This window comes from Xanthomonas sp. F10, from assembly GCF_014206815.1.
Classification (GTDB): Bacteria; Pseudomonadota; Gammaproteobacteria; order Xanthomonadales; family Xanthomonadaceae; genus Xanthomonas_A; species Xanthomonas_A indica.
In genome coordinates this window covers 213,082-233,750 of record NZ_JACHNP010000004.1, presented here as the reverse complement: position 1 = coordinate 233,750, position 20,669 = coordinate 213,082, and the positions used below count along the sequence as shown (strand labels likewise).

General features: G+C 68.3%; 19 protein-coding genes. 5 read left to right on the top strand and 14 right to left on the bottom strand.

Annotated elements, in window-relative coordinates; translation table 11 throughout:
• The first annotated feature begins 14 nt into the window (after positions 1-14).
• Complete coding sequence (locus tag FHR56_RS19965; RefSeq protein WP_160946768.1) at positions 15-302, top strand: hypothetical protein; 288 nt, start codon at positions 15-17, stop codon at positions 300-302.
• A gap of 159 nt (positions 303-461) precedes the next feature.
• Positions 462-2,171, top strand: a complete 1,710-nt coding sequence (gene acpA / locus FHR56_RS19960) for an acid phosphatase (protein WP_160946769.1) — start codon at positions 462-464, stop codon at positions 2,169-2,171.
• A gap of 115 nt (positions 2,172-2,286) precedes the next feature.
• On the opposite strand, the gene FHR56_RS19955 is transcribed toward acpA, so the two are convergent.
• The gene (locus FHR56_RS19955; protein ID WP_160946770.1) at positions 2,287-3,594 is read right to left on the bottom strand and encodes an MFS transporter; all 1,308 of its coding nucleotides are present in this window, start codon (positions 3,592-3,594) and stop codon (positions 2,287-2,289) included.
• A 371-nt stretch (positions 3,595-3,965) separates the two neighbouring features.
• Here FHR56_RS19955 and FHR56_RS19950 point away from each other — a divergent pair, with 371 nt between their 5' ends.
• The gene (locus tag FHR56_RS19950; RefSeq protein ID WP_160946771.1) at positions 3,966-4,433 is read left to right on the top strand and encodes a metallophosphoesterase family protein; all 468 of its coding nucleotides are present in this window, start codon (positions 3,966-3,968) and stop codon (positions 4,431-4,433) included.
• Between the two features lie 157 nt (positions 4,434-4,590).
• Complete coding sequence (locus FHR56_RS19945) at positions 4,591-5,019, top strand: hypothetical protein (RefSeq protein ID WP_160946772.1); 429 nt, start codon at positions 4,591-4,593, stop codon at positions 5,017-5,019.
• A gap of 55 nt (positions 5,020-5,074) precedes the next feature.
• On the opposite strand, the gene FHR56_RS19940 is transcribed toward FHR56_RS19945, so the two are convergent.
• The 13 genes from FHR56_RS19940 to aroE all read right to left on the bottom strand — a co-directional run bounded on the left by FHR56_RS19940 (position 5,075) and on the right by aroE (position 19,571).
• Positions 5,075-6,646, bottom strand: coding sequence for an SDR family oxidoreductase (locus tag FHR56_RS19940; protein WP_160946773.1), 1,572 nt, complete (start codon positions 6,644-6,646; stop codon positions 5,075-5,077).
• Between the two features lie 234 nt (positions 6,647-6,880).
• A complete protein-coding gene (locus tag FHR56_RS19935) occupies positions 6,881-7,438 on the bottom strand; it encodes an ankyrin repeat domain-containing protein (RefSeq protein ID WP_160946774.1) in 558 nt (185 codons plus the stop codon).
• 63 nt (positions 7,439-7,501) lie between these two features.
• Positions 7,502-9,025 carry a catalase KatB gene (gene katB / locus FHR56_RS19930; protein ID WP_160946775.1) on the bottom strand — a complete coding sequence of 508 codons (1,524 nt, stop codon included), beginning with the start codon at positions 9,023-9,025 and terminating at the stop codon, positions 7,502-7,504.
• 304 nt (positions 9,026-9,329) lie between these two features.
• The gene (locus tag FHR56_RS19925) at positions 9,330-9,821 is read right to left on the bottom strand and encodes a hypothetical protein (RefSeq protein ID WP_237473122.1); all 492 of its coding nucleotides are present in this window, start codon (positions 9,819-9,821) and stop codon (positions 9,330-9,332) included.
• A gap of 309 nt (positions 9,822-10,130) precedes the next feature.
• A complete protein-coding gene (locus FHR56_RS19920; protein WP_237473123.1) occupies positions 10,131-10,658 on the bottom strand; it encodes a DUF6624 domain-containing protein in 528 nt (175 codons plus the stop codon).
• A 77-nt stretch (positions 10,659-10,735) separates the two neighbouring features.
• Entirely contained in the window at positions 10,736-11,824 is a 1,089-nt protein-coding gene (locus FHR56_RS19915; protein ID WP_160946777.1) for a hypothetical protein, read from the bottom strand.
• A gap of 67 nt (positions 11,825-11,891) precedes the next feature.
• Positions 11,892-12,068 (bottom strand): hypothetical protein, encoded by a 177-nt coding sequence (locus FHR56_RS19910; RefSeq protein ID WP_184502842.1) that lies wholly within the window; start codon positions 12,066-12,068, stop codon positions 11,892-11,894.
• Positions 12,069-12,094: 26 nt separating this feature from the next.
• Positions 12,095-14,266, bottom strand: coding sequence for a peptidase domain-containing ABC transporter (locus FHR56_RS19905; protein ID WP_160946778.1), 2,172 nt, complete (start codon positions 14,264-14,266; stop codon positions 12,095-12,097).
• The gene (locus FHR56_RS19900; RefSeq protein WP_276568324.1) at positions 14,263-15,621 is read right to left on the bottom strand and encodes an HlyD family efflux transporter periplasmic adaptor subunit; all 1,359 of its coding nucleotides are present in this window, start codon (positions 15,619-15,621) and stop codon (positions 14,263-14,265) included. The genes FHR56_RS19905 and FHR56_RS19900 overlap by 4 nt, the downstream gene beginning before the upstream one ends.
• Positions 15,622-15,746: 125 nt before the next feature.
• The gene (gene dinG / locus FHR56_RS19895) at positions 15,747-17,876 is read right to left on the bottom strand and encodes an ATP-dependent DNA helicase DinG (RefSeq protein WP_160946779.1); all 2,130 of its coding nucleotides are present in this window, start codon (positions 17,874-17,876) and stop codon (positions 15,747-15,749) included.
• Between the two features lie 67 nt (positions 17,877-17,943).
• Positions 17,944-18,306, bottom strand: a complete 363-nt coding sequence (locus FHR56_RS19890; RefSeq protein WP_160946780.1) for a hypothetical protein — start codon at positions 18,304-18,306, stop codon at positions 17,944-17,946.
• Between the two features lie 34 nt (positions 18,307-18,340).
• Positions 18,341-18,685, bottom strand: coding sequence for a hypothetical protein (locus FHR56_RS19885; protein ID WP_160946781.1), 345 nt, complete (start codon positions 18,683-18,685; stop codon positions 18,341-18,343).
• Positions 18,686-18,722: 37 nt separating this feature from the next.
• The gene (gene aroE, locus FHR56_RS19880) at positions 18,723-19,571 is read right to left on the bottom strand and encodes a shikimate dehydrogenase (protein ID WP_160946782.1); all 849 of its coding nucleotides are present in this window, start codon (positions 19,569-19,571) and stop codon (positions 18,723-18,725) included.
• A 52-nt stretch (positions 19,572-19,623) separates the two neighbouring features.
• Between aroE and FHR56_RS19875 the strand changes: the two genes are divergently transcribed.
• On the top strand, positions 19,624-20,514 hold the full coding sequence (locus FHR56_RS19875; protein ID WP_160946783.1) for a PD40 domain-containing protein: 891 nt from the start codon (positions 19,624-19,626) through the stop codon (positions 20,512-20,514).
• The last annotated feature ends 155 nt before the right edge of the window (positions 20,515-20,669 follow it).

Here is a 20,669-nt window from a genome sequence, read left to right as displayed (position 1 = left end):
TCCCGCACGCTACGATGCCGACCGATCCGCAGGACCCGCAGCGCGACCTGGCCGACACCTTGCACGGTGCCGCCGCGTACAACGACAGGGGCCACGCCTGGCTCGGGCACGATGCCGGGCAGATCGCCGATATGCAGCATCGGTTCCAGGCGCAACTGACGGCGCTGGCCGCGCGCCTGGGCGAGACGCGGCTCGGCCCGGCGCTGAGCGCGGCCATCGCCAGTGGGGCGGCGGCGCGCGACGATTCGGGACGGTACGTCGCGCTGTGCGAACAGGTCTTTGGGGTCCACCCCTCTCGCTGAACCGAAGCGAGCACCGCTCTCGATCCATTTCGACATCCGCGCCGGGTCACTCCTGCGATACGCCCGCTGAACGCGGGTTCTGCACTGGGACCGGCTCGCTTTGACTTGTCATTCACGCGGCCCACACTGGCGGGTGCCTTTCCCTCGCCCAACGACACCGTGAAGAAGCCGCCTCAGGATGCCGCGTCCACCACCGCCGACACCGACACCACTCCCGAAAACCCGCAACGCCGGCGCCTGCTCGGTGGCCTGGCACTCGCCGGCAGCGCCCTGGCGCTCGGCGGCCCCGCCGAGGCCCAGGCCGCGACCGCCAAGCGCGCGCCCGCGCGTGCGCTGTCGGCGACGGAGCTGGATCTGCAACTGCGGCAGAAGATCGAGCACGTGGTGGTGATCTACGCCGAGAACCGCAGCTTCAACAACCTGTTCCCCGAGTTCCCCGGGCTGCAGCAGCCGCTGTCCAAGGTGACGCCGGCGCAGGCGCGGCAGATGGACCGCGACGGCAGCGTGCTCGACATCCTGCCGCCGATCTGGGGCGGGCTGGCGCCGGACGAACAGGTGGTGGCGCATCGCCGCTACAAGATCGGCGAGGACGCGATCGGGCCGCTGCCCAATGCGCCGTTCGCGCTGCGCACGCCCGACGGCCAACTGCTGCCGCACGGCATCGTGACCCGCGACCTGGTGCATCGCTTCTACGAGAACCAGATGCAGATCAACGGCGGCCGCAACGACGGCTTCGCCGCGTGGAGCGACGCCGGCGGCCTGGTGATGGGCCACTACGCCGATGCGCCGGCCACGCTGCGGCTGTGGAGCCTGGCCCGCGACTACACGCTGTGCGACAACTTCTTCATGGGCGCCTTCGGCGGCTCGTTCCTCAACCATCAGTACCTGATCGCCGCGCAGGCGCCGTACTACCCCAAGGCCGACAGCAGCCCGGCGCGCACCCAGATCAGCGTGCTGGCCAGCGACCGCCCCGACGAGATCCGCCTGGCGGTGCAGGACGATTCGCCGGGCACCGCGCTCAACGGCCGGCCGCGCTTCGTGCGCAACGGCGCGCTGACCCCGGATTTCTGGGCGATCAATACCCTGAGCCCGCCGTTCCAGCCCAGCACCAGCCAGGACCCGACGCGCCCGGACTACGCCGATCCCAACAGCCCCAACACGCTGCCGCCGCAGACCCACCGCCACATCGGCGACGCGCTCGACGCCAAGGGCGTGGACTGGGCCTGGTACGCCGGCGGCTGGGGGCTGGCGGTGCAGGGCAAGGGCGACACCGGCGACACCAGCGAGTTCCCGGGCAGTCCCAACTTCCAGATCCACCACCAGCCGTTCAACTACTTCGCCAACCTCGCCCCCGGCACGCCGGCGCGGGCGCGCCACCTGCGCGACGGCGGCCTGGGCGACAGCGCCCCGCAGAACCGCTTCCTTGCCGACGTGCAGGCCGGCACGCTGCCGCCGGTGACCTTCTACAAGCCGCAGGGCAACCTCAACATGCACGCCGGCTATTCCGACGTGGCCGCCGGCGATCGCCACATCGCGATGGTGGTGGACGCGTTGCGCAACAGCCCGCTGTGGGACAAGACCGTCGTGTTCATCACCTTCGACGAGAACGGCGGCTGGTGGGACCACGTGGCGCCGCCCAAGGCCGACCGCTGGGGCCCCGGCTCGCGCATCCCGGCGCTGGTGGTGTCGCCGTATGCCAAGCGCGGCCACGTCGACCACAGCGTCTACGACACCGGCTCGATCCTGCGCTTCATCACCCGCCGCTTCGGCCTGGAGCCGCTGCCGGGCCTGGTCGAGCGCGAACGCGCGATGCACGCCGCCAGCGGCGTGGTGCCGGGCGATCTCACCGCCGCGCTGGACCTGGGCTGATCCCGCGCCAGCACGGGTACGCGCGTCGCCCGCCGCTGCCCGCGGCGGGCGATCGCACTTGGCGACGACGCGCCATTCTGCCGCTGCCCGGCCCCGCCTCCACGCCGTGCCGCGATCAGGCGGCGTGGAACGTGCCAGCGCCGCGTTGCCGACGGAACAGCAGCAGCGTGCAGGCCAGGCCGATCAGCGCCGCCAGCGACAGCCACAACGCCGGCGCGGCGCGGCTATGGGTGGTGTGGATCAGCCAGGTGGACACCGCCGGGGTGAAGCCGCCCATCGTTGCGGTGGCCAGGCTGTAGGCCAGCGAGAAGCCGGTGGTACGGACCTCCGCCGGCATCACCTCGGTCAGCGCCACCACCATCGCGCCGTTGTAGGCGCCGTACAGCAGCGACAGCCACTCGCCGACCAGCAGTAGCCGCACGAACGAGGGCGCGTCGACCAGCCACTGCAGCGCCGGCCACACCGTCAGCAACATGGCCACGCTGGCGAACACCAGCAGCGGCTTGCGGCCGATGCGGTCGCTCAGCGCGCCCATCACCGGCAGCCACACGAAGTTGGACAGGCCGATGCAGCCGGTCACCACCAGACTGTCGAGCTCGCTCAGGTGCAGTTCGGTGCGGCCGTAGGTCGGCATGTAGGCGGTGATCAGGTAGAACGACACGGTGGTCATCATCACCATGCCCACGCCGGCCAGAATCAGCCCGACATTGGCGCGCAGCGAGCGCGCGATGCCGGCCAGGTCCGGCGCCTGGCGCGCGGCGAACTCGGGGGTTTCCTGCAGCGAGCGGCGGATCAGGAAGATCAGCGGCACGATCAGGCTGCCGATGGCGAACGGTACGCGCCACCCCCAGCTGTCCATCACGCTGTCGGACAGCAGCGCATGCAGGGCCACGCCGAGCGCGGCGGCGAACACCACCGCCACCTGCTGGCTGGCCGACTGCCAGGCCACGTAGAAGCCGCGCCGGCCCGGCGTGGCGATCTCGGCCAGGTACACCGACACGCCGCCCAATTCGGCGCCAGCGGAGAAGCCCTGCAGCAGGCGGCCGAGCAGCACCAGCAGCGGCGCCAGCACGCCGATGGTGCCGTAGCCGGGGACGAAGGCGATCAGCAGCACGCCGGCCGACATCAACCCCAGGGTCAGGATCAGGCCCTTGCGACGCCCGTGCCGGTCGATGTAACCGCCCAGCACCAGCGCGCCGATCGGCCGCATCAGGAAGCCGGCGCCGAACGTGGCCAGCGACAGCATCAGCGAGGCGAACGCGCTTTTCGCCGGGAAGAACGCATGGCCGATGGCCGTGGCATAGAAGCCATAGACCATGAAGTCGTACATCTCGAGGAAGTTGCCGGTGACCACGCGGAACACGGCGGCGGCGCCGTGCGGCGCGGCCTCGGCGGCGGCTGGGGGCGTAGCGGAAGAGGCCATCGATCGAAGTCTGCTGGAGAAGAAAAGGCGCTGCCGTGCGATGGTGTGCGACATCGGGGGCGGCGCGCGTGGCAACGGTACAACACGTCGCGTGCGCATGCCGCCACGGCGCGGCGCGCCGCTACGTGCGGGTTAATGCATGGCGGTCCGAGGGTGCGGCTCGTGGACACGCGCGGTTGCAACGCCGGGATGCACCACGGCGCGCCGGCGGTGCGCGCAAGCGCCGATGCCGGCGTTGATCCACCCCCGGCATCGGCACGATGCCTTGGCGCAACCACCTCCACCGAACCTGGCGCGCACATGCGGTCGACGACGCCACCACTCCCGAATCGGTAGGCTGCAGGCTGGTCACGCCCCAGGAAGCGCCGCCAATGCCTGCCCTTCGACCGCTGCATCTCGGCGTGATCGCCGACACCCATGGCCTGCTGCGGCCCGAGGCGCTGGAGGCGCTGCGCGGTTGTGCGGCCATCGTGCATGCCGGCGACATCGGCAAAGCCGACGTACTGGAGGCGCTGCGGGCACTGGCGCCGCTGCACGCGATCCGCGGCAACATCGATACCGCGCCGTGGGCGCAGGCGCTGCCCGAGACCCTGGACCTGGACATCGATGACGTGCGCCTGCACGTGCGCCACGACCTGAAGACGCTGGACCACGTCGCCGACGGCGTGGACGTGGTGATCAGCGGCCACTCGCACATGCCGTCGCTGCAGACCCGCGATGGCGTGCTCTACCTCAACCCCGGCAGCGCCGGCCCGCGCCGCTTCCGCCTGCCGATCAGCCTCGGCCACCTGTATCTGACCGCGACCGGCCCGCGCGGCGAGTTGCAGACCCTGGACTAGCGCAGGCGCGCGTCCCACGCTGTCGGGCACGGATGCCCCGCGTGCGGCGGACAGGCGGCGAACGCGCGCGATCTTCGCTACAGTGGGCGCGGGGAGGCGTGCGGCCAGCCGATGGGCGTGGCGGCGCCAGGATGCGACAGCGCGAAGGGGAACGAGCATGCGCAAGGGATGGAACGTGTTCGGCAAGGTCGGCCTCGGCCGCATGACCAAGGACGAGTACCAGGCCAACCTCAACGGCCTGAACATGTTTTTCGGCGCCATCCTGGGCCTGGTGCTCACCGGCACCGAACGCCTCAGTGCCTGGCAGTTCGGCGTGGCGCTGGCCGTGCTGGCCAGCCTGGTCATCTCGATCCTGTTCATTTCCAGCAGCCGGCACCGGGTGGCCTACGCGATCTACACCCTGGTGATGGCGCTGCTGCTGCCGAAGGTGATCGACGTGATGCTCAAGGGTCACGACCTGCTGCCGGACAAGGTGCAGCCGACACTGATCGTGTGGACCATGATGACCATCATGGTGGAGTTCTGGGGCCGCGAGAAGGACGCCGAACCCGTTGCCGCCACGGCCGCGGACCGCACGCGCGGCTAGGCCGCGCGCGGACGCGGATGCACGTCGCGCACCGTGGCGATGGCGGCGCGCCGCCTCACCAATCGGTCGGCGCGTAGTCCTTGAGGAACTGGCCCCACACGTGCTCGCCGGTGTTGAAGCCGTGGATGATCGGATCGACGATGCGCGCGGCGCCATCGACGATGTCCAGCGGCGGATGGAAGCGCTCTTCCTGCACCTTGCGCGCGGCGATCTCGGCCGGATCCTCGTCGGTGACCCAGCCGGTGTCCACGCTGTTCATGTGGATGCCGTCGTTCTGGTAATCGGCCGCCGAGGTGCGGGTCATCATGTTCAACGCGGCCTTGGCCATGTTGGTGTGCGGATGCCGGGTGGTCTTGAAGTTGCGGTAGAACTGCCCCTCCATCGCCGATACGTTGACGATGTGCTTGTCGCGCTCGGGCGTGCGCAGCATCAGCGGCTTGAGCCGCGCGTTGAGGACGAACGGCGCGACCGCGTTGACCAGTTGCGTCTCCAGCAGTTCCACCGAGGACACTTCGTCCAGCAGCAGGCGCCAGGAGTTGCGCCCGCGCAGGTCCACCTGCTGCAGGTCCTGGTCCAGGCGCCCTTCCGGGAACAGGTGCTGCTGGGCGAGCAGATCGTCGGCCAGCAGCGGCACCTGCGACAGTTCCGCGGCGCGCAGCAGACCGTCGGCACCGGCGCGTCCATTGCCGGCCCCGGCCGGCAGCGTGTTCCCCCCGGACGGCAGCAGGTCGGGACCGCGCAGGCCTTCGTACTGGCCCACCAGCCGGCGCACGTGTTCGGGCAGCTCGTGCAGCGCGGCGGTCTCGCCGGCCAGCATGTGCGCGTAGAACTGCGGCGGCCGGCGCACGGTCTGGCAGGCGTTGTTGACGATGAAATCCAGGCGCGTGCGGGTGGCCAGCAGTTCGCTGCAGAACGCCTCGACGCTGGGCGTGTGGCGCAGGTCCAGCCCGTACACCTGCAGGCGGTGGCCCCATTCGGCGAAATCCGGCTCCTGCGCGTAGCGCGCCGCCGAGTCGCGCGGGAAGCGCGTGGTCACGATCAGCTCGGCGCCGGCACGCAGCAGCTTGAGCCCGGCCTGGTAGCCGATCTTGACCCGGCCGCCGGTGAGCAGCGCCACGCGCCCGCGCAGGTCCGCGGTCTCGGTGCGCTTGACGTAGTTCAACTCCGCGCAGGGCGGGCACATCTGGTCGTAGAAGTGGTGCAGCTCGGTGTACTTCTGCTTGCACACGTAGCAGTGGCGCAGTTCGGGCGAGTGCGCTGCCGGCTCGGCCGCCGCGGCCTGCGCGTGGATCAGCGCTTCCGGCGTGTGCGGCGGGAAATAGTTCGGCGTGCTGAACACCGGCTTGCGCCGCAGCGCGCGGATGCCGGTCTGCGCCAGCAGCTCCTCGGCCTTGCGCACCTTCTCCTGGTGGCGCTCGCGCGCCTGTTCCTTGAGCAGCTTGCGCCGCGCCTTGGGTTCGGGGTTGAAGACCTGCGCGACCACCTGCAGCAGGCGCACCCGCTCGGCCTCCGGCACGGTATCGAGCACGCGCCGGTCGGCGGCGATGGCCTCGAGCAGGTCCAGGGCGATGCGCAGGCGCTCGGCCAGGGGCAGCTCGTCGGGCGAAACAGGGGCAGTGGCGTTCAAGACAGATCCGGGAAGGGCAACGGCGAGCCGCGGCAGGGCGCCGGCACGATGCCGACAGGGCAGCACGCAGCCCGGATGCGCCGCCGCCCGCCAAGGCGGCGGACAGCGGCGGCTCGGGCCGCGGCGGGCCGGAGGAACCGGCCACCCGGGCATTTTCGCCGATCCGGGGTCCGCGATCCACGCGCGGTGCGATGGCCATGCCCGGCACCCGCCCCGGAGGCGGGGCGCGATCGCTCAGCGCGCCGGTGCGGTCGCGAACTCGCCGCGCTGCAGCCGGGCCACGTCGTTGCCCTGCGCATCCTTGGCCTGCAGATCGGCGCCCTTGGCCGCGAGTTCCTTCAGCACCTCGGTGCGCTGGAACAGGGCCGCGTACATCGCCGCGGTCTGCCCGGCGTTGTTGCGCTGGTCCGGCGCACAATCGGCCTGCATCAGCCGCTTGGCGATGCTCAGTTCGCCCTTGAAGATCGCGCCCATCAGCGCGGTGTTGCCGCGCTTGTCCTGCGCGCAAGGGTCGGCACCTGCGCGCAGCAACTGCTCCACCGCCGCCTGCTGGCCGTGGTAGGCGGCCAGAATCAACGCGGTGTAGCCCTTGTCGTCGCGGGTATCGAGGTCGTAATGGGCACGGATGAACTCGGCCAGCATGTCCTGGCGGCCCTGCCGCGCGGCATCGAAGAAATAGGTGCGCAATTGTGCCTGCACCGCGGCCGGATCGGGCGCCGCAGGCGCGGCCGGTGCCGCGGCGGCCGTGGCGCTCACCGCCAGGCCGAGCAGGAAAAGAACAACACGACGCATGGTGATCTCCGCAAGAAGATGCGCAGCGCGGCGATAGCGCCGCCACGCCGCGCGTGGGACGCATCAATCCTGCAACTGCGCGGCCAGTTGCTTGACCCGCGCCAGGTCGCCCTTGGCCACCCGTGCCACGCCGCTGCCGTAGGCCGGATCGGCCTTGTACAGGAACGACAGCATGATGTGCTTGCTCACGTCGTCGGTGCCGGCCAGCGATTCGCCGAAGCTCTGGATCAGGTCCTGCTGCTCCTTCTTGCTGTAGCTGCGGAACAGCTCGCCGGCCTGCTTGAAGTTCTGCTCACGCGTGATCTTGGCCTGCTGGGTGGTGCCTGACAGCGGCAACTGGCTGTAGCGCGCGCTCGGATCCTGCGGCCGCGGGCTGAGCCGGCTCGGCTCGTAGTTCACGCCGCTGTTGGTGCTGCCGGCGTTCATCGCGCCATCCTGGTTGCCGTTGTTGACCGCCACCCGCGGCCGGTTCACCGGCAGGCTCAGGCCATTGGTGCCGACGCGGTACAGCTGGGTATCGGCGTAGGAAAAGATGCGCCCCTGCAGCAGGCGATCTTCCGACGGCTCGATGCCCGGCACCAGGTTGGCCGGCGCCATCGCCACCTGCTCGGTCTCCTGGAAGAAGTTGTCCACGTTCTTGTTCAGCACCATCTGCCCGATCTTGCGCTCGGGCACGCCCGGCCAGATCTTGGTGGCGTCCAGCGGATCGAAGTCGAACTTGGCCAGATCCTCGGGCGCGAGCACCTGGATGTACAGGTCCCACTTCGGATAGTCGCCACGCTTGATCGCGCCGACCAGGTCGTTGGTCAGGTGGCTGTAGTCCTTGCCCTGCACCGCCACCACCTGCTGCGGATCCAGGTTCTTGAGGCCCTGCAGGCTCTTCCAGTGGAACTTGACGTAATGCACCTGGCCCTGCGCGTTGACCAGCTTGTAGGCGTGCACGCCGTTGCCGTCCATGAAGCGATAGCCGGCGGGCGTGCCTTCGTTGGAGTACAGCAGGGTCAGGGTGCGGGTCGCCTCGGGCACGTGCGAGAAGAAGTCGAAGCGGCGCGCATCGTCGTCGAGGTTGGTGCGCGGGTCCGGCTTGAACGCATGCACCATGTCCGGGAACTTGATCGCATCGCGGATGAAGAAGGTCGGGAAGTTGTTGCCGACCAGGTCCCAGTTGCCTTCGCTGGTATAGAACTTGGTGGCGAAGCCGTGCGGATCGCGCAGCGTTTCCGGCGAATGGTTGCCGTGCACCACCGAGGAGAAGCGCACGAACACCGGCGTGGTGGTACCCGGCGCGAACACCTTGGCCTTGCTCAGGTCGGAGATGTCGGCGGTGGCGGTGAACTCGCCATGCACGCCGGTGCCGCGCGCGTGCACCACGCGCTCGGGGATGCGCTCGCGGTCGAAGCGCTGCAGCTTCTGGATCAGTTGCACGTCCTGCAGCAGCGTCGGGCCATTGGGCCCTGCGGTTTGCGAGTTCTGGTTGTCGCCCACCGGCGCGCCATTGTCGCGGGTGAGCGTGGACTGTGCGGCACTGGCCGACAGGCTCAGGGAAGGCGACAACAGGACAAGCAACAACAGGGATCCAGGGCGCATGGCGTCGGCTCGCGTGAAGGGAGCTGCAGCATGGCGGCAGCGCGGCGCGCAGAACATTCGTTCGTTGCAATCGATGCCATCGACGCAACCAATCACGCACGCGCACTGTGATCGCGACCATTGCCGGAGCGCGCAATCCGTTGCAGCGACAGCGCAACTGCAACGTCAATCGACGGCGATGCCAGTGCAGATCGGCCGCAAAATGTAGACATGCACGCGGGGCATCGGCAGCGTCGACACCTGGCGATGCGTTCGCACGCGCACCGCGGCGCGATGCCGCGTCGGCATTGCCGCGATGGCGACGCTAGCGCTTCGCGCTCAGCGCGCGACTACGATTGGCGAACAGCGTTTGATCGGCACGGCTGTAGGCGTCGCGCTGCACGGCCGCGTCGATGCCGCGCTGGAAGTCGGCGCGGAAGCCCGGCTCGGTGATGCGCTGGGCGATCAGGAACACCGCGTGCGCCGTCTCGGCGCCGACCGCCTGCGCATCGGGAAAGCCCTGGCGCCGGATCAGCTCGGCCAGGCGCTCCTGGCTTTCCTTCTGCGCCATCCGCACCTCACGCGCGAACGCGCGCAACGAGACGGTATCGTGCTGCAGCCGCTGCGGCGTGTAGTCCCGTTTGAGGTCGGCGCGCGCCTGCGCGTCGTCGCTGATCAACTGCAGCAGTTGCGTGCGGTAGGCCGGATTGGCCACCGCCGCGGTGTCTTCTGTCGGTGCGCCGGTCGGCTGCGCCGGGGCGATGCCCGCCAGCACCCACAACGCCGCTCCGAACGCCCACTGTCTGGCGACTCGCATGATGATCCCCCTGTCGCCGGGGGATACTAGATCAGCGCGCGCGGCATGTCCCTGCTTTTGGGCTGGACAACACATATCAGCGCCCAGCTCACACAGATCTAGCGGCTGGAATCACCTTTTTTGACGAACTACGTCACGCATTCGCGACTGATCCAGGCGAGGTTGCCCACTACCTGACACACCCGCGAGGGCGCCCAAGCCTAGCCTCCCCGCGATCTCGTCCGCGAACAGTTCGGCGCTTGAGCTCTGACTGCCTCAGGCGGGGAGGAGCATGTCTCCGTCTCCAGCCGCGGCCTGCTTGCCGCCGCGTCACTGTCCGGCGACGTCCGGCGGCAATCCCATCTTGGCTCGGCGCTGCTGCAGCTGCTCCGGCTGTTCTACATCGAACAGGCTGCCATCTGATTTGTGCTGGGTCCCATAGAGTTGCGGCCGACCACTCAGCACGCGGTTGCGATCCACGAATAGCGCGAGATCCTCTTTGCTGTAGCGCCCCTTGTCGGCCGCGGCTTCGATGCCTTGCAGGAACGCGTCACGGAACGTCCGGTCCGCGGCATGCTGCGCGATCAGAAAGCCCGCGTGCGCGCCGTCATCACCGGCGACCGTGGTATCCGGAAAGCCGTATTGGCCCATCAGCGCGGAGAGCTTCTGCTGGTTCTGTTGCTGCGAAGCATGGATCTGCAACGCGAGAGCACGCGCGGCACCAGGATCGCTCTGCAACTGCTGCGGCGTGTAGTGCTTCAGGGCATCGTCGCGGATCTGCTGGTCGGCCCGGGCAAGCTGCAGAAGCTGTTGCCGGTACTCGGCATTTACGCTCGCGGCTTGGTCAGAATGGGCCATCGAGGGCTCCTGTCGAGGACGTGCGAAACCGTAGCCAGCGATCGCGAACAGGGCCGCCGCCGCGGCCAAACGCATCATCATTCGCATAAGGGACTCGTTTCAGTTGGGATCGGTGTGCGCTCGGATGCGTGCGCAAGCGGTGCGACGACGACAGGCATGGCGAACTCGCGATAGCGCGCGATGTCACCATGCACCAGCAAAGCGCAGAACTTGCGTGCGACATCCAGATGTGGAAGCTTCTGGTCCAGATACAGGAACTGGCCGCCCGGGTTGAGCTCGATGAAGATCGGCTCGCCTCCATCCGCCGGGACGAGAAAATCGGCACAGAAAAAGTCGATGGCCAGCGTCTGTCGCAGGTGCTCAAGCTTGACCAGCAGCGCGTGCGGCAGCGCAATCTCGGCATAGGTGATCGTGGTCTTGTGGCGCACCGCGCGGTAATCGATCTCGCCTTCCAGCGCATGCGTCATCTTGACCGCTACGTACTGCCCCTGGAGGCAGACGACGCGCAAATCGCCACGGTGGGGCACAACTTCCTGGTAGTTGGTGGGGCAGGCGCTCACGTCGCCATCGGCCAGGGTTTCCTCGATACAGACGCGCGTCGCATAGGACACGCTATAGCCCGCGTTTTCCGACCAGGCCCCGACGTTGAATGGCTTGACGACAACGCCATCCGGTTCGGCGCTACGAAACCGACGAATGTCGTCCGCACGGCGGCTGATCAGGGTCCGCGGGAGGCGCAGGCCGCTGGCTGCCGCCATCGCCAACTGCAATGCCTTTTGGTCCGCCATCAGCGCCTGCATCGGCGCATTGATCCAGCGCTGCACGCCGACCCCGCTCCCCATCACGGCAAGCGTTCCAAGGTCGAACAGCAATCCCTCGGAGCGGATGAATCCCACATCCTGCTCGTGCACCGCCGCGGGCGGCTGCTTCTTGAACAGCAACCGCCTGCACCAGGCGGCGTCATAGTGCAATGGTGACCCGTCGCGCACGAAGCGGGCTCCGTGCGTGTCGCACAGCATCGATCCGGTCATGCCGGTCGGCCATGCGCCACTGTCGAACAACTCCACCGTATGTCCCGCCGCCACGATCATGGCGGCGATGGCCGTTGCGTGCGTGTCGCGTTGCGGCGCCACGATCAAGACCTTCCTTGCCTCTTCCTGCGTCATCTGGGCATCCGTTGTGCAGTCTCGCCGGATGCATGGCGGCGCTGCAGCGCCGCCATGCGCCTTCCGATCAGCCGATGATGACGATGGTCTCGGTATCGACAGCTTCGACGATGATGACGATCAGCGTGTCGCCCTGCTGCTGACCGCCACCACAGGAGATCGCATTGACTTCTTCCTGGGTCATTTCACGCGCGAAGCGCTGGGCGACGGGACGCGAATTTTCCGTGTTCACGACAGTTTCCATTCCACTCTCCTTGAAAGACAGCATGGTTATTCGCCGGCGACGATGCCGGCGAGCTTCTCGACGCTTCGCGACGCGTCAAGTCTTTCGGCGCCATGACGCACGCCTTGATTCCGCTCCGCCCCCAGCACGACCTTGCGGTCGGCCGAGGCGATGGTGTCTTCTCGATGCGCGATCAGGACGCGCGTCATGCTCAGCGCCTTGATGTGCGCATTGACCATCTCGTCGCGCTGCCGATCCAGATGGCTGGTTGCCTCATCCAGCACCAGGATCTTGGGCTGCCGGTACAGGGCACGCGCCAGAATCACTCTCTGCCGCTGCCCGCCCGACAGGATCGACCCCATGTCGCCAACCAACGATTCGTAGCCCATCGGCATCCGCACGATGTCGTCGTGGATGGCCGCCAGCTTGGCGGCGGCCACAACGCGCTGCAGGCTGGCGTCAGGATCGAAGAACGCGATGTTGTCGGCCAACGAGCCGGCGAAAAGCTGGTCGTCCTGCATCACCGCACCGACCATGCCGCGATAGGTCTCCAACCCCAGCCGTCGGATTTCCACACCGCCCACCTCGATATGCCCTTCGGTTGGCGCGAGCAAGCCCAACAGGAGTTTGGCCAGGGTGGATTTGCCGCAACCGCTCGGTCCGACGATGGCCACCGATTCGCCTGCGCGAATCTTCAGATCAAAGTGGCGCAGGACCCAAGGATCATCGTCGGAGTAGCGGAAGCTCACGCCCTTGAGCTCAATCTCCGGCGCCAGTTCGGGCCCACTGTAGTGTCCCAGCGCATGCGGTTCGGGATCACTCATGGCGATGTCGGCGATACGCTCGGCATGCAATCGCAGCATACGAAACTCGACGCACTTGTCGACCAGGCTTCCTGCCCGGCTGGTGAACAGATCCGCATAGCTGAGAAACGCCACCAGCATGCCCGCCGACAACGCATCATGCAGTGCCATGTAGCCACCGATGCTGATCAGCAGCACGCGCTGGAGCCCGAAGACGCCGCCATTCAATGCGGTGAACGCCAGGCCAATGCGCTGCGCCTGCATATCCAGACTGGCGGCCTGGACGGTCGCCGCGAACAGCCGGCTCTGACGCAGGCCCTGCTTGTTGGCCAGCTTGATCGCCTGGATGCCGCGGACCGACTCCATCAACTCGCTCTGCTGCCGCGCCGAATGAAACAATTGATCGCGGGTGATCCGGAACTGCACGCGGTACATCGCCACGCGCAGCAGCAAGTAGCAGACGAATGCCGTCAACACCAAACCGGCGAGCTTGGCGCTGTAGAAAAACAGCACCACCAGCGCCAGTACGCCGGTCATGCCGTTGAGGACTGCTTCGACGAAACTGCCGGTCAGCGTCGTCTGGATCGACTTCAGCGATCCGAACCGGGACAGCACATCGCCCATATGCCGCTTTTCGAAATAGTCCAGCGGCAATCGCATCAGGTGGCCAAACAGGTTGTTGATCCACTGGCTGTTGAGCGAGGCGCCCAGCCAGCTGACCACCCAGCTGCGCGCCAGACTCAGCGCCGTCTGTGCGAGTACCGCGAGGAGGAATCCGATCGCCAGGATCTTCAGCAGTGGCATGTCTGCGGAGACCAGGACGTGGTCGATCAGCCACTGCATCTGGAATGGCATCAGCAGCACCAACATCTCGATCGCCAGCGCCAGCGCAAAGACCTGCACCAGCGCGCGACGCAGCCCGACGACCCTCCCGGTCAGCATCCGCAAGGACACCGGCTGCGGCGCCGCCACCTTCTCGAAGCTCGGACTCGGCACCAGTTCCAGCAACACGCCGGTGAAATGCTTGCCGACCTCTGCCAGCGGCAGCCGCAGCACGCCGCGCGCAGGGTCGTGGATCAGCGCGACCCCTCGCGTGACGCGCTCAAGGACCACGAAGTGGCTTAGATCCCAGTGCAGGATGCAGGGGCCGCCAACAGCGGCCAGGTAGTCGAGCTCAGCGCGCATCGGCCTGACCTCGAAACCGATGGTGCGCGCGATTTGCATCAGACGCTCAAGACGTGCGCCCTGCAACGAGATGCTGAAGCGCCGACGCAGGCTGGGCAGGTCGACGTTCTGCCCGTGGAATCCCGCGACCATCGCCAGGCAGGCCAGGCCGCACTCCGCCGCCTCGGTCTGCATGACCGGCACGATCCGCGTCGCAAACGGCGACCTCCAGGGCGACCAGGACCCGCTCATGACCCACGCTCGTCAGACGGGGCATCGCGCATCCCGGCGGCCAGTTCGTAGACCGGCTCGAACATCCATTCGATCAGGTGTCTGCGTTCCAGCAGAATGTCCGCATCCAGCGCCATCCCGGGGCGCAGTGGCTCCTTGCGTCCGTACGCCACGACATTCTGGCTACCCAGTTCGACGACCACCCGGTAGCGCTGCTCCTTGATGTCCTGGCCCAGCAACCGGGTCAGATCGCCCGAACTCATCGCACTGCGCGAAATTTCCGCGACGCGGCCGGCGTGCCGTCCGAACTTTTGATACGGAAATGCCTGATAGCGCAACACCACCCGATCGCCTGGGCTGACGAACCCGACTGCACGCGAAGACACCCAGAGCTCGGCGCGCAGACGCGTCTCCTGCGGCAACAGCGTCATCAACGGCTGCTGTGCAGCGACCGGCTGCCCCGGATACACCAGCAGATTGCCAACGATCCCATCCGATGGCGCGCGCAGGATCACCGCGCGGCGGGCCTCGCTCTCGGAAATCGACTGTGCCACGTCCGCCAGTTGCCGGTCGATCTCGTTGTTCTTTCCGATCAGCGTTGCCGGAAGCTGCTCCAGCTGTGTCCGCAATTGCGATTGCTGCTGCCGCAGTTCCAGCGAATGCTTCTGCAGATCCTTGAGCTGCGCCTGATTCTGTATCGCCACATCCTGCTGCTGCAGCAACTGCACCTTGGTCAATACCCCACGGTTGCCGGGACTGGACCATTGCTCGTACAGGCGCATGGCGCTATCGGCACGTTGCCGCTGCAGACCGATCTGTTCTTCGGTACTGGCAATCTGACGTTTCAGCAGTTCGATTCGCGTACGCAAGTCGCGATCCTGCGCCTGCGACAGGCTGCGCTGTTCCTCGATGTCCGAACGCAAACGCTCGCGCTTGAGGCGCAATTGCGCGATCACCGATGCCTGCGTATCGCCGAGCGAGGCGCTGTCCTGTTCGCCGGAAATCTCGATCAGCGGTTGTCCCGCACGGACTTTCGCGCCTTCCTTGGCGAACGTACGCACGACCCGCCCAGAGGCCGAAGGCGTCATGGTCAGCAGCCCGCGATCGGGCACCAACGTGCCACTGACCGCTTCTCGCCGCGTATAGCTGCCAATGCACAGCAGCGTCAGAACAAAGACGAGTAGTGCGATGCTGACCCAGAAGTAAGCCCAACCGAAGCGTGGCGCGTCCAGGCGCACGGCGCCGAGCCAGCCCTCGCGGCGCGCTCGAAACACTTCTTCCCTGAAGAATCCGTCCGCCATCGCCATCCCCTGAGCGGCGCTGTGTGCTTTCCTAGCGCGTGAATGTTTATCGCTTTTTGGGATCAGGGCCGTCAAGCGCGCATCGACGCATCCATGGACGGCACGGTAGACAATTTCACGCTGCTACGACGCTGCCCGCGGCCCGTCGCGCAGAGCAGCGACCGACCACGTCGGCATCAGCGGCGTCGCACGCGCATTCGCTAGCCGATCACCCGCTTGAACGGCGGCAACGCATCGATGATGCGCTTGCCATAGCGCTTGGTCAGCAGCCGCGAATCGAGAATGATCACGCGGCCGTGGTCGTCGGCGGTGCGGATCAGGCGGCCGGCGAACTGGGTCAGGGTGCGCAGCGCGTGCGGCACCGCGATCAGGTTGAAGGCGTTGAGGCCGCGGCTCTCGAACCATTCGCCGAGCGTGGCGGTCTGCGGATCGGTCGGCACCGCGAACGGCACCTGGGTGATGACTACCGTGGTGCAGGCCTCGCCCGGCAGGTCCAGGCCTTCGCCGAAGGAATTGAGGCCGAACAGCACCGAGCCTTCGCCGGCGGCGATGCGGCGCATGTGCTCGCCGATCATCTGCGACTTGGAGCCGTCGCCCTGCACCAGCACGCGGTTGCGCTGCGCGATCGGCAACAGGTCGGCCACCTTGAGCATCTTCCAGCGCGAGGTGAACAGCACGATCGAGCCCTTGCCCCAGTCCAGCTCGCGCACCAGGTAGCGCGCCACTTCGCGCGGGTGGCCCTCGCGGTCGTCCGGCGCCACCGGGAACGCCGGCACGATCAGTTCGGCCTGGTTGGGCAGGTCGAACGGCGAGGACAGCGACACCATCTCGGCGTGCGCGGGCAGGCCGTTGTCGATCGCCAGCGCCTGGAAATCGCCGCCGCCGGTGAGCGTGGCCGAGGTCAGCACCGCCGCGTCCACCTCGCTCCACAGCAGCGAGCGCAGCACCTGCGCGGCCGACACCGGCGAGCAATGGCAGATCAGATCGGCATCGCGCGAGGCGGTGATCCAGCGCGCCATCGGCGGCTGCCCGTCCTGGTCCTCGCGGCGCCAGCCCAGCCACAGCGCGTACTGCTGCTCGACCATCTCCAGGGCCATGCCCAGGTTGCGCTGCAGGCGTTCCTTGGCCGCATCCTCCTGCTTGGACTTGGCCGCCATCTGGTGCGCGGCCTGCACCCAGTTCAGCAGCGCGCCGGTGTCCTGCGCCTGCGCATCGATCAGCGGCTTCCAGTCCTCGGGTAGACGACCGTTGGGCGCGCGCCACATCGGTTCGTCCTGGCCCGGCTCCGGCACCCACACCCGTTCGATCTCGGCGCGGAACGCCTTCAGCCCCTTGGCCACCTGCGCGGCCAGTTCGACCGCCTCGTTGGGCAACTGGTTGCCGATGCGGTCCTTGTCGGCAAGCCGGTAGGCGGCGCCGACCAGCGCCTGCAGGCGGCCGGTGCGCCGCGCCATCTCGTCCAGCGGCAGATTGGCTGCGCCCTGGTCGATGGCGACGCCGGCGATGTGGTGGCCCTCGTCGAGCACCAGCAGCATGTCCGACGGGGGCGCGATCAGCGGCTGGCCGTTGTCGCTGTCGCCCAGCGACAGCGCCGACAGCAGCAGGGCGTGGTTGGTGACCACGATCTGCGCATCGCGCACCTCGCTGCGCGCCTTCAGCACCGGGCACTGCACCGCGAACGAACAGCGCCGCCCGGCGCAGCCGGCGGCATTGGTGGTGATGCGCGCGCGCAGCGACGGCGGCACCGGCTCCGGCGCGGCGTCCAGGTCGCCGTTCCAGGTCCTGTCGGCGTAGGCCTTGGCCAGCGCCCGCGCCTGTTCGGCCTCGGCCGGGCTCAGCGGGCGGTCGTACAACGGCGCCTCGTCCTCGAACATGCTGTCCTGCGCGGCTTCGCCATGCAGCTCGGCCACGTTGCGCGTGCACAGGTAACGGGTGCGGCCCTTGGCCAGGGCCACCGTGGCCTCCAGCCCGGTCGCCTTGAGGAAGGCCGGGATGTCGCGCTCGACCAGCTGCGACTGCAACGCCACCGTGCCGGTGCTGATCACCAGCTTCTTCTTGCTGGCCAGCGCGATCGGCACGCCGGCGGTCAGATAGCCCAGGCTCTTGCCGACGCCGGTGGGCGCTTCGGCCACGCCCACGCCGCCGGACGTGCCCAGCGCGCGCGAGACCACGCCGATCATCTGGCTCTGCGCGCGGCGCACGCGGAAGCCCGGCGTATTGGCCTGCAGCTTGGCGTAGGCATCGCGGATGGCCAGCTTGACCGGTTCGGTGAGCTGACGCGGGGACGGGCCGGACGCGGGCGGCGTCGACGGCGAAGGGGACTCGGTCATCCCGACATTTTCTCACGTCCCGTCGCAAGGACTGAAACGCGGGAACTGAACGGCGCGCCATGCCGCCCTACGGCGGCGGCGCGCCCTTGCGCGGCAGCGCCAGCCACAGCGCGCGCAGCAGCAACCCCAGGCCGACCACGTACAGCGCATCGTCCAGCAGATGCACCAGCGCATAGACGCCCGGATGCATGGCGCGGAACTGATCGTCGATCAAGGCCGCCCATGCCAGCACCGCGTCCAACAGCCGCGGCAGGATCGCGCCCACCAGCAACACCGTCAGCCCGAGCCGCGCCCGGGTGCGCGCGCGGCCCGGCGCCAGCCGCGGGAGCAGCAGCAGGGCGATCAGCGGCAGCAGCAGACGCGCCAGCAGGCCGAGCGCGCCGGTCAGCGCGCTCACGTCCAGCACCGGGTACAGCCCCATCGCCAGCATGGCGCCCTCCATGGACCAGGCCCGTCGGCGTCGGTCAGTGCGGCGCCGCCACGCGCGGCGGCAGGGCGAAGCGCAGCGCCAGCACCACCAGCAGCATGCCCGCCGCGAATATCAGCGCGGCGACGAAGCTGACGATGCCAAGCATGCTTGAGACCGACGAGTAGCTATGGCCTTGGGAAACCAGCCACATCGGCACGAACGACATCGCCGTCCCCAGGACCAAGGCCAGCAGCAGGATCGCCAGCCCGCAGATGCCCAAGGTGCGCGCACGGCCAGGACGGCGCGTGAACAGCAGCGCCAGACCGACCACATAGACCAGCAAGAGCGGCAACTGCGTAAGCAGTCGCGTCAGCACTTGCAGCATCAACGATTCGTCCATGCGTTTACTCCCGGATAGATGGCGGAGGCGACGTCTTTCAGTCTGCGCTGACCAGCACTGCATCGCGCTCGCGCAGCGCGGCATACACCGGATCGGTGTCCGGACGCACGCCATGCCAGGTCTCGAAGCTCTCTGCGGCCTGTTCCACCAGCATGCCCAGGCCGTCCACCGTGTCGCGGCACCGCGCCGCGCGCGCCCAAGCCAGGAACGCGATCGCGACCTCGCCGTAGTTCAGGTCCACCGCCAGGGTCATGCTGTTGATCAGCGACAGCGGCAGGGTGAAGCTGGCGGCCGGATCGCGGCCGATGGTGGTGGCGTTGACGATCAGTTCGAAATCGCCCAGCTCGCGCAGGTCTTCCCAATAGCGCGAGATCGCGCGCGCCGGCTCGCCCAGCGCATCGACCAGCGCGTCGGCGCGTTCCGGCGCGCGGTTGACCACCACCAGTTGCTGCACGCCGGCCTCCAGCAGCGCCGGCGCCACGCCGCGCGCGGCGCCGCCGGCGCCCAGCAGCAACGCGCGGCGACCGCGCAGGTCCAGGCCGTTGCGGCCGGTCAGGTCACGCACCAGGCCGGCGCCATCGGTGTTGTCGCCGTGCCACTGGCCATCGCGGTAGCTGAGCGTGTTGACCGCACCGGCCGACTGCGCGCGTGCGCTGTGCACCAGGCTGAGCGCGAACGCGGCTTCCTTCAGCGGCAGGGTCACGTTGGCGCCGACGCCACCGGCCGCGGCGAAGGCGGCCAGCGCCGCGGCGAACCCGTCGGCCTGGACGTCGATCGCCTCGTACTGCAGGGCGATGCCGGTCTGTTTGGCGAAGGCGGCGTGGATGCGCGGCGACAGCGAATGGGCGACGGGGTGGCCGAACACGGCAAAACGGGAGTTGGGCATGGAGCGCTCGTTGGTTGTTTTAGACTGGCGGCGACATTCCATGGAATCCCTCATGCGGACCCCTGCCCTGCCGCTCGCGCTGGCCGCGAGTTTACTCTGCGCGCCGTGTGCGTTCGCGCTTTCCGAATTCGGCATCGAGGGCATGGGCGTGGTGTCGACCGCCGCCGACGAGACCCGCGCGAGCGTGTCGCCCGACGGCCAGCGCATCGTCTGGGCCAGTCCCGACCGCGCCGGCGGGCCCGGCGGCGGCGACCTGTGGCAGGCGGTGCTGCGCGACGGCCGCTGGCGCGACCCGCAACCGCTGCCGGCGCCAGTGAACTCGCCGAACCTGGACAGCGACCCGTTCTTCAGCGCCGACGGCCGCTGGCTGTACTTCGCCTCCGATCGTCCCGGCGGCCACGGCGGCAGCGACCTGTACCGTGCGCCGGTGCTGGCCGGCGGCGGCTACGGCGCACCGCAGAACCTGGGCGCGGCGGTGAATTCGGCGGGCAACGAACGTGCGCCGGCCCTGTCGCTGGACGGCACGCGACTGCTGTTCGCCAGCGACGGCCACGGCGGCGCCGGCGGCCTGGACCTGTTCGTGGCGCGTCTGGAAGGTCAGGGGTTCGTACGCCCGCAGGCGCTGGCCGGGGTCAACAGCGCCGACGACGAAACCGATGCGGCCTGGCTGGGCGACGGCCGCGCGCTGCTGTTCGCCCGTGCCCACGGCAGCGCGAGCAGCCAGGTGCTGCTGGCGCAATGCGCCGGCGGCCGCTACGCGGACCCGCAGCCGCTGGCGCTGTCGTTCAACGGCAGCGATGGCCACACCGCCGGCGCCGTAGTGGATGCGTCCAAGCCGGGCGAACTGCTGTTGTCCGGCAGCGCCCGCGCGCCGAAGGCCGGCAAGCGCGACCTGTACCGGATCAAGGCGCCAGCGGCGACCGGCAGCGGCGACTGCATCTAAGCGGGTTGCGCGGCGACGCGACGCACGGTTGCAATTGGTCGAGCGCAGTCGCGCAGGTTCGCCGAAGGAGTACGGCGGCGGCGGCCGCCCCCTTCCGGCAACCACACCCGGGCGTTTCCGGGATGCCCGGGCTGCTGCCATGCCGTCGGGCAAGC